This is a genomic window from Aquimarina muelleri DSM 19832, assembly GCF_000430665.1.
In the GTDB taxonomy this organism is placed as follows: Bacteria; Bacteroidota; Bacteroidia; order Flavobacteriales; family Flavobacteriaceae; genus Aquimarina; species Aquimarina muelleri.
In genome coordinates this window covers 1-9,333 of sequence record NZ_AUML01000065.1, presented here as the reverse complement: position 1 = coordinate 9,333, position 9,333 = coordinate 1, and the positions used below count along the sequence as shown (strand labels likewise).

The following is a 9,333-nucleotide window of genomic DNA, read 5'->3' as shown; positions in this document are numbered from 1 at the left end:
ATCCATTCCTAGTTTCATTTTTCTTTCCATTTTAAAAAAATTAAAGATTTACAAAAAATGATCCTAAGGAAATGTAACTTTGTATTTGAAAATTATTCTGAACGGGGTAACTGACAAGTCAGTTCCACCACTGAAATTATCAACAAGCCTCTGAACCTCTAATTCAGGGGCTTTTACATTTTCAACCAGAATTACGCCCGAGCTATTATGCATCAGTTTAAAAATCGGCCTTGCATAGGATCTCTATAAAGTTCGGGAGTTCTTAACGTTAGCAAAAGAAATTAATAGATTTCCTTTATGTGGGGAATTATGTACAACAGTTTCTATCGTAAGTTTTTTAACAAAACGCAAATCAGATTCATAGTCTACGCCACATTCTAAGATTACTCTGGATTGAGCTGTTGTAGAATAATTTTTAATTGGATTTTCGACTACTAGTTTGTTTGGTATATATACTAAATTATTATCCACTTGTTTTATAGTTACCGCTCTTAAATCTATATCCACAACCTCACCTTCATAGTTATTAGTTTCTATCCAATCTCCAAATTTTAGATTTTTTATATAAGATAAAATAATACCAGAATAGGTATTAGCCAAAGCTCCTTGCAAAGCTAAACCTACAGCTAACCCTGCTACACCTGCACCAGCTAAAATAGTATTTAATGCTTTACTTAAATTTAAGATTCCAAGGATAAGAAAAAGCCCTATCATGATAACAATTATAGAAATCATTCTTGAAATCAAGTTTTTCATTGCTCTTTGCAATCGGCTTTTTTCTAGCACTCTTAAGACCAACCTACTAATATACTTAGAGGATATAAGCACAATTACAAATACAATTATAGCAATTAGGATATTAGGTAGATTTATAACAATTGTATCTAACCAAGATCCCAGTTTATCTATCATTTTATCCCAAGCACTGATTAGTTTATTTTTCATTATTTATTTTCTTTAAAATTTTTAATCAATAACCTCAAAGCAAGTTCACTAGATATGCTTCCAAAAATATATATTGTTTTCGAGACAAGCCTCCCACAATTAAGCCCTCAATTAGGGATTAAACTTTATAAAAAAGCTTAGGCATATCTAAGTTTACCTATTATAATTTCTCTATATCCTTTTTAACACTAGCTTTAAAACAATTTCAGTCAGATATTTATTTACAAAGTTAGCATACTGTATCACAGTGTTGTAGATTTTTTTTTATAATAAACCTAAACTAATTCTTTAATAGAATTTGGTATTTCTGATTTTTTATAATCTAAAGGTTTTATCTCGATTAACTAACTGTTCTCTTATTTTATTATTCGAACATGAATTTATTTCACCCCCTTATGACTAAGACTTTTGTTTTTATGCTTCATTTAAAAAAATAAAAATGGCCTCATCTATACAGGTAGTTGAGACCATTTTCGGTACTAACCATATCTATCTGGATTTCCAGATATGCTATTTAGTAAAAATTACCTTCGGATTTTTTAATTTCGACTTAAATGAATTAATATCATTGACATATTTATACTGGTCATTAAAAACTCTATTTGGTTTTTCGCCCATAATAATATGCTTTACATTTAGATCTGGTGCATTAATAATAACACGATCCGAAACTCTCAATTTTTTATCCTCAAGATCCTGATCTAATTCTTTTAGTTCTGAGATCACATACAATGTCTTATTAGTAGCTATAATCTCTTTGATATCTATAGAGTGTTCTTTAACCATAACTTCTGCCTCTACCGCTAGGGTTAGTTCTTCTTTTTCTCCAGAGTTAGGCATATCTATATCTATATAAGGAACTTCAATTTCTTCTTCCTCCATTACTACCACAACTTTCGGGATTTTAACAGTTTTTGTTTTAGTACCCACTTTTACATCTGCCCAATCTACATCAAAAGTAGGGAGCTGTGCAGATTTAGTATCAATATCTACATCCACTTCGGGTAGTTTTGTTTCTTTTTTTTGCTGAACATCACAGCTACTTACTAATAGGATAATCATTATAATACCTATAAATTTTTTCATAATAAAAGTTTTTAATTTAAGTTAAAAAGGAGTACTCTTTTAAAAAATTACATTTGCTCTACCAAATATTTTATATTTCTAAATTATAGTAATCCTTCTCATTAATTTACTGTTCAAAAGTATTTTTCTTGTTACTAAATATGGTGCGCATATACAATTTTCATTAACTGCTTTAAAAAAAGAATATTTTTATTAGCAAATTTTGGATTGCGTTAATAATAATCGCATTTGTGCACTTAAATCTGTATTAAATTTATGAGATTGTACTTCTTAAATATCATAAAAATAATTGGACATGAATTCTAGTAAAAAACCAGACTTTTCAGTTTTAAAAGCATTGTACATTAATTGTACTTTAAAAAATTCTTCACAAAAAAGTCATACTGAGGGGTTAATGCAAGTTTCTATGAATATTATGAAAGCTGAAAATGTATCTGTTGATTATTTGCGTTTAGTAGATTATGATATTGCTTATGGCTTACTCCCTGATATGAAAAAAGAAGGAAAAGAAAAAGACGATTGGCCTGAGATTTATACGAAAGTACAAAATGCAGATATACTTATTATAGGAACACCAATCTGGTTAGGAGAAAAATCTTCTATAGCTACAAAATTGATAGAAAGGCTTTATGGTATGAGTGCGACTACTAACAGTAAGGGGCAATATATTTATTATGGTAAAGTTGGCGGTTGTGTAATTACAGGAAATGAAGATGGAATTAAACATTGTTCTATGGGTATCCTATATGCATTACAACATTTGGGATATAGTATTCCTCCACAAGCAGATTGTGGTTGGATAGGAGAGGCTGGACCCGGCCCCAGTTATTTAGATAAAGAATCGAATGCCAAAAACAATGCGTTTACCAATAGAAACACCACTTTTATGACTTATAATTTACTACATTTAGCCAAAATGCTTGTAGATCAAAAAGGATATCCAGCCTATGGTAATTCTCGAGAAAAATGGGATGATGGTACAAGGTGGAACTTCGAAAACCCAGAATATCGCTAATAAATAATATCTTCAATAAATTATTTATTATGAAAGCTATATTAAAGTTTTTAAAGAAAATAAAAAGTACTATTTTCAATAGTATTGCTTTTTATCCCGTATTGATAAGCCTAGCTTTCTTTTTTTTAGCTATTATTCTATTGTTTATAGAGAACCTACAAATAACTCACTCTTTTAAAAAACAAGTACCCTATCTTTTAGTAAAAAACAACGAAACAGCCAGAACAATCCTTTCCACTTTATTTGGTGGCATATTATCATTAACTGTATTTAGTTTTACTATGGTCATGGTTGTTTTAAATCAAGCATCTTCTAATTTTTCACCTCGACTTTTACCTGGTTTGATATCCGACAAAAAGCATCAAATCATATTAGGTTTTTATATAGGCACCATTTTATATAGTATAATTTTATTAATGTCTTTGGGAGTTTATGGAGCATCCTCTAACGCTATTGGTTTCTCCGTTATGATTTCTGCAATATTAGGGATTTTTTGTATCGGACTATTTGTATACTTTATACACAGTATATCGCAAGCCATTCAAATTCATAATATAATAAATCGAATTTATCATTCTAGTGCCAAGTTTTTAGAAAAGGAAAAAAAAGAACAAAACAATAGTTTATATAATATTGATACTACAGATCATTTTTGGAAAATAATTAGAAGTAAAAAAACGGGATACTATAAGTCCTTTGACTCTAGGTTTATAGAGGATTCTTTAAAGAATAAAGATAATATTATTGAAATTATACCCTATGCAGATCAACATGTTTGGGAAGGAGATCCTGTTTTTAAAATTAAAAACCCTATTACTGATAAAGAATTAGAATCACTACACATTTGTTTGTATATTTTATCTAATCGTCATCACGAAGATAGTAGTATAGGCGGCATGATCAAACTCACAGAAGTAGCAGTAAAAGCATTATCCCCGGGGATTAATGATCCAGGAACAGCCATAAATGTTATTTCAAAATTAGGGCAATTGCTTCAACATGCTTTAATCATCAAACCAAAAACAATTATAAAAATATCGGATTGTAAAATTAAAATTATTCATAATAAAATTTCATCTAAAGAACTTATGAGGATAATAATTGAACCAATTCGACAATATGCCAAAACAGATAGTTCTGTGTCATACGAACTTTTAGATTCTTTAAAACACATAAACAGTAATACAAAAATACAATCAGAATATAAGCAAGATGTTCTTAAAGAATTAAAAGCGCTTTGTACTGATATCAATGAGAACATTAAAAATAGTGAAGATGTAAATCGTATCTTAGCCTTGCTAGATAACTAATTCAATTTTATAAAACTGATATGGAAGCTTCTCCTACATTAATTTGCATACCTGACATTAGTGGATTTACCAAATTTATGAGTTCTACGAATATTCAATTAAGCTCAAAGGTTATCCCTGCTTTATTAAACAAAGTTATTTATGCAAACAAAATTGGTTTAAAAGTATCAGAAATAGAAGGAGATGCTATATTATTTTATCTACCAGGAAAACTACCATCTTTTAAAGAACTAATTGATCAATGCCGACTTTTTTATACCGAGTTTTATGCACAATTAGATGTGCTGCACAAAAAATATAAAAAAAATGAGCAAAGCAATAATATACCAGAAATATTGGGCTTGAAAATTGTGTTACATTATGGTAAACAAGTGAGCTCAGTTCCTATTGGCAAAAACATTAAATTAATGGGAGAAGATGTTATTATAGCTCATAGATTACTAAAAAATAAAATCTCAATAAATGAATACATTTTGCTTTCTGAAGATTTACTTTTAGAATATAAAAAAGAAACTATAGAACACAATTTTGGATGGGGAAGACTTTATGAAAGAGGCACAAAGTATAAACACATAGGAGAGGTTAACTATAGTTTTATTAATTTAGAACCTCTTGCCTACTAATTTTCTATAAAATATTTACATCTGCACTTACCAATTAATCCCATATAAAAATTATTTTTCAAGACTATTTTTTAGTTTTAACAATCGGGTTAAGATAAATCGTATATGAGCAAAAGAATCCATATTACTCATGCTACATTTGTAATGAACAAAAGGAAAACACATTCTTTCTGTTCAATTATAAAAAATTAATCTTAAAAAAAATTGCTATGAATTATCTGAATATGAATGAGAAAAAGCTTTTACCAGTAGTATTAGAATTAAATGTGCTTTTGGCAGATTATAACTTGTATTACCAAAAACTAAGAGGGTTTCATTGGAACATATTAGGCAAAAACTTCTTTGATCTTCACCATAAATTTGAGGAATTGTATAACAATGCCAAAGTGAAAATTGATGATATTGCAGAACGTATTTTAACTCTTCAACATCACCCTGTAAGCCAGTTTAAAGAATATATAAAAATTGCTACTGTAAAAGAAGTTTCGCCACTGTTAAAAGATACAGAAATGGTAAAGGAACTGTTACAAGATCATAAAAAACTACTTATGCAGATGCGAGTAGTACTAAATCATGCAGAAGAAGCTAACGACGAAGGAACCATTGATATGCTAGGAGCCTATATCGGAGAACTAGAAAAATTAAGCTGGATGCTTAACGCATGGCACAAAGACACTTCGGATAGTCTAGATACTAGCCTAATAGAACAGGCATAATAGTAATTAACCAATCTAAAAAAGTATAAACATGAGAATTATAAAAATAATTACCGTAGTAGTGTTACTACTTACCTTTACCGATACAATAGCACAAAGCAATGTAGATGTATTAAAAACGAGGACTACAAAAACTTTTGAATTCGAAAAAAATGGTAAGAAAATCCCTTACCGAATCACTGTATATAAAACAAGTAATTCAAAAGTAGAACTTAAAGAAGAAGATAAAAACAAAATAAACCAAAACACAAAGGCCACTCCCGAGCAAGTAACAAAACTTATCTATATTGACAACGATATGTATAGCGATTATGATAAGTACATTGTATTGAGTTACACAAAGGATGCTAAAGATAGTTTTGAACTAAAACCAACAAAAAAAGGTTTTAGTGTTATAGTAGACAATAAAAATGTAGAGTATATTTTTGGCGAAGGAGTATATTTTGTAAATAATGATGACAAAGACTTCTTTTTTGTAGAGGAATTCGATTCTATTTAGAATAGATTCTAAAAACACAATAATACTTAAACTCCTGATTTCTTCAGGAGTTTTTTTTGATTAATATAAAAAGTATACTTCTTATCAATTTGTTTTTAGACCTAAAAAAAAAACTCTATTAGTTATTAGATCTGCTTTTTCAGGGTTTATTATTGGTTCTTTTGTTTGCTGTTTATAGGAAAAAACATAAAAGCTTAGCGGTTATCTGTTTACTGGCTAAGCAGCAAGTGTACCATTTAGGGGGCATGACCCTTTATCCAGGCTTATTTACAAAACTCAGAAACCTGCATAGTAATACAAAGAGAAATACAAAGAGAAATGCACAATAGGATCAGCCTAGAGGTAGAATATCTTTAAACAGTAGCATAAATGAAAATAATATAAAAAAGCGAACCGAAGTTCGCTTAATTTTTTTACTTATATCACACCCCATACACATAAACAGTTTTCATCTCTACGATAACCATTCTCACAAGGCTCAATAGGTAAAAGATGGCAATATGGATCTGGATTCCCTCCTCCATTAATGGATTGTTGTTCAGATTTATTTAAGGTTGTTCCTAAGTTTGAAATGTTTTTTAACATAATATAAGTTTTAAGTTTTTCAAATATAAATAGTTAGAAATAAAGTTACTAAGAAGAAGCTATGAAAAAATAAGGCTAAACCTCACTTAACTAAAAATTAACAAATAGCATAAATATTATAATTAAAAAAACACCCGCTGCGCAAAGTCTCCCCCCTTTGGGTAATTTATTTTATGCTTAGTTTTTTGATATTTACTACTACCTATTTTGTTATCTTTTAAATATCGTTTTTTAATTATTCCGCGAAGTCAAAACACTACCCGTTTTCTAATAACATCTTTATAACCGATAATGTACTATGAATGTGCCTTACCTTTTCTACATCTTTACCCTCCTGAAAAAGTTTGAGAAAATAGCCTAAAAACAAAAAGAAACCATCTCCAACATTAGGTTTGTTTGTTTCTCTAAATAAAGTAAGATCATCTATTTTAAGTTTCAGCAATTCATTATCAATAATCAATTCTTCTCTGTGTTGTTTTAACTGACTATAAACCTTGTTATACTGTTCTTCAAACTCCGAAAAATCCTTAACATCAATTCTTTCTTTTATGATCTTGTTAGCAAAATACAATACGTTAATAATGTCTCCAATTAATCTATTTTTGTTTAACTTCATGTTTCTTTATCATTATTATTTTACAAATATCTAAGAACCTGCTTTAATGACCCCCTGCGCAAAGTCTCCCGACTTGGAGTGATTTATTTTATGCTTAGTTTTTTGATATTTACTACTACCTATTTTATTATCTTTTAAATATCGTTTTTAAGTGTTCTGCGAAGTCAGGAGGCTTTGCAGAGCTGAGGGTAAATAAAATAAATCGGGATAAGTAACCATACCTAAGCCTGTCTAGCACAAACATTTTTTTTTCTTTTTTGGCAGTAAGCCCATAAATAAAAAAGAATAGACCTATTGATATTTGTAAAAAAGAAAATATTCCATAATACCAATCAATATCATCACTATTAGCAGTCCATATTCCAAAAGCAACAGCTATTGCGCCAAAAAACCAGCTTACAGATAATATTGATGTTCCTTCTAATTTATAAAATAGGTCATTAGCTTCTAATATTATTACCCCTTTATTGGGATTGTTTATTAAAGTAGGAGTAACTTGTATCCTATGCGGTTGATGCCTGCTCTTCTTTTTACTCATTATTTATTACAATAAACCTTTACTACCATTCTTTCCAAAATCGTTCTCGTTCTTTTTGTTGCTCTGGTGTGGCTTCTGGTGTTGGTATATCGCTAGGATATAGCGGTCTAGGAAACCCTAAAGCTTTTCTTCGTTCAAAATCCTGTTGCCTGTATTCATCAAAAGCAGTACCAGGGGGCAAGGGTCTGTTTTTATCCATATACCAAACATAAAAACTCCAATCTTTTTTGGGATCACTACCATAAAAAGTATACAATAAATCTAATTTTCTGGGTTTAAAGGTGTTTACAAATTTAAGATACTCACTATCGGCATAGCCATCGATATTACCGCTTACCGATATTACCGCTTTTAAATCCTTAAACTTGCCTTTTAGTGGGGGATTAAAATAATGATCGGGATAGGCTACTGTACCTTCTAGACGATTTAACTCGAATATTTTATATTTTTTGTTTGCAAATAACCCATAAATAACCCAAAATACTCCTCCTAAAGTAAATATAGCGGGTACTATATATTGTGAAGAAAGCTCTGCGGATGCCCCTAACCAAACCCCTATTACAATTGCCCCCCCCAAATTCGATTCTAGTTTTTTTTCTATGCGCATGGGATTCTAAATATATTTTATCATCGGCACGTCTTAACATACCTTTCCCTGATTTACTAACTAATTCTTGGTCAATTACAGTAGGATTTTCTAATATTTGATGTGGTAACGACATGTTTAATTTATAGTTTTGGGTTATAGGATTGTAACATTTTAATACTGTTTTTGGCTATGATTCTGGGTTTTTGCATGGCTTGTTCTTTGGTTGTATCTAATAGTTTTACATCTAATACATTGGTGCGTTGCCCGTGCCTATGTACTGTAAAAATACTGGTTAGGTGTTTTTGTTGGTTATCTTTTTTATTATATACCTGCGCACTACCAAAAACATAACGTGGTTCTTCGTTAAAATTGGTGGGGGCAAACTCCTCGTCCTGCACCCGTACCCTGCACGTAAATAGTACCTCGCCATATCTGTACTCTTGATAATCCCAATAGAACTGATCGGGCAACCCAAAATCCACAATACAATTTGGTAAAAACTCATCCTCTCTAAACCTATAGGATTCCTGTTCAGGAAAATGAAATATAATGGGGGTAATTACAAAACGTCGCCCTTCTTTTAAGGGGGCTTTGATACCATAAGGATAAAACCATGCATGGATTTCTATATCCTCTCTATACTTTATTTTTTGCGCAGAATAGATATAGGCATTAAAACGGTTGGTAACGGTATCATATTTATCAAAACCTTTACGGTGGAATATCTAGTTTTGTTAGGACGATTTTAAATAGCCCATAATGTTAAATATATTTGAATTATGGTAAAGCGAAAACATAGTAACGATTTTAA

At 30.2% G+C, this 9,333-nt stretch carries 12 protein-coding genes; 5 read left to right on the top strand and 7 right to left on the bottom strand.

Annotated elements, in window-relative coordinates:
* Positions 1-243: 243 nt before the first annotated feature.
* Positions 244-945 (bottom strand): mechanosensitive ion channel family protein, encoded by a 702-nt coding sequence (locus H527_RS22585; RefSeq protein ID WP_081414642.1) that lies wholly within the window; start codon positions 943-945, stop codon positions 244-246.
* Positions 946-1,455: 510 nt separating this feature from the next.
* On the bottom strand, positions 1,456-2,031 hold the full coding sequence (locus H527_RS0118035; RefSeq protein ID WP_027413972.1) for a hypothetical protein: 576 nt from the start codon (positions 2,029-2,031) through the stop codon (positions 1,456-1,458).
* Between the two features lie 295 nt (positions 2,032-2,326).
* Between H527_RS0118035 and H527_RS0118030 the strand changes: the two genes are divergently transcribed.
* The 5 genes from H527_RS0118030 (at position 2,327) to H527_RS0118010 (ending at position 6,194) form a co-directional block, all read left to right on the top strand.
* Positions 2,327-3,046 (top strand): flavodoxin family protein, encoded by a 720-nt coding sequence (locus H527_RS0118030; protein WP_027413971.1) that lies wholly within the window; start codon positions 2,327-2,329, stop codon positions 3,044-3,046.
* Positions 3,047-3,075: 29 nt separating this feature from the next.
* Positions 3,076-4,356, top strand: a complete 1,281-nt coding sequence (locus tag H527_RS0118025; RefSeq protein WP_027413970.1) for a DUF2254 domain-containing protein — start codon at positions 3,076-3,078, stop codon at positions 4,354-4,356.
* A 20-nt stretch (positions 4,357-4,376) separates the two neighbouring features.
* Positions 4,377-4,979, top strand: a complete 603-nt coding sequence (locus H527_RS0118020; protein ID WP_027413969.1) for a DUF2652 domain-containing protein — start codon at positions 4,377-4,379, stop codon at positions 4,977-4,979.
* A gap of 209 nt (positions 4,980-5,188) precedes the next feature.
* Entirely contained in the window at positions 5,189-5,695 is a 507-nt protein-coding gene (locus tag H527_RS0118015; RefSeq protein WP_027413968.1) for a Dps family protein, read from the top strand.
* 31 nt (positions 5,696-5,726) lie between these two features.
* Positions 5,727-6,194, top strand: coding sequence for a hypothetical protein (locus H527_RS0118010; RefSeq protein ID WP_027413967.1), 468 nt, complete (start codon positions 5,727-5,729; stop codon positions 6,192-6,194).
* Between the two features lie 417 nt (positions 6,195-6,611).
* On the opposite strand, the gene H527_RS24095 is transcribed toward H527_RS0118010, so the two are convergent.
* From H527_RS24095 to H527_RS0117985, 5 genes are all read right to left on the bottom strand, one after another.
* Complete coding sequence (locus H527_RS24095; RefSeq protein WP_155837944.1) at positions 6,612-6,779, bottom strand: hypothetical protein; 168 nt, start codon at positions 6,777-6,779, stop codon at positions 6,612-6,614.
* Between the two features lie 256 nt (positions 6,780-7,035).
* Positions 7,036-7,395, bottom strand: a complete 360-nt coding sequence (locus H527_RS0118000; protein ID WP_027413966.1) for a hypothetical protein — start codon at positions 7,393-7,395, stop codon at positions 7,036-7,038.
* Positions 7,396-7,522: 127 nt separating this feature from the next.
* Complete coding sequence (locus H527_RS0117995) at positions 7,523-7,933, bottom strand: hypothetical protein (protein ID WP_027413965.1); 411 nt, start codon at positions 7,931-7,933, stop codon at positions 7,523-7,525.
* A gap of 22 nt (positions 7,934-7,955) precedes the next feature.
* A complete protein-coding gene (locus H527_RS24475) occupies positions 7,956-8,540 on the bottom strand; it encodes a hypothetical protein (protein WP_027413964.1) in 585 nt (194 codons plus the stop codon).
* 122 nt (positions 8,541-8,662) lie between these two features.
* Complete coding sequence (locus H527_RS0117985) at positions 8,663-9,004, bottom strand: hypothetical protein (protein WP_027413963.1); 342 nt, start codon at positions 9,002-9,004, stop codon at positions 8,663-8,665.
* Positions 9,005-9,333 lie beyond the last annotated feature (329 nt).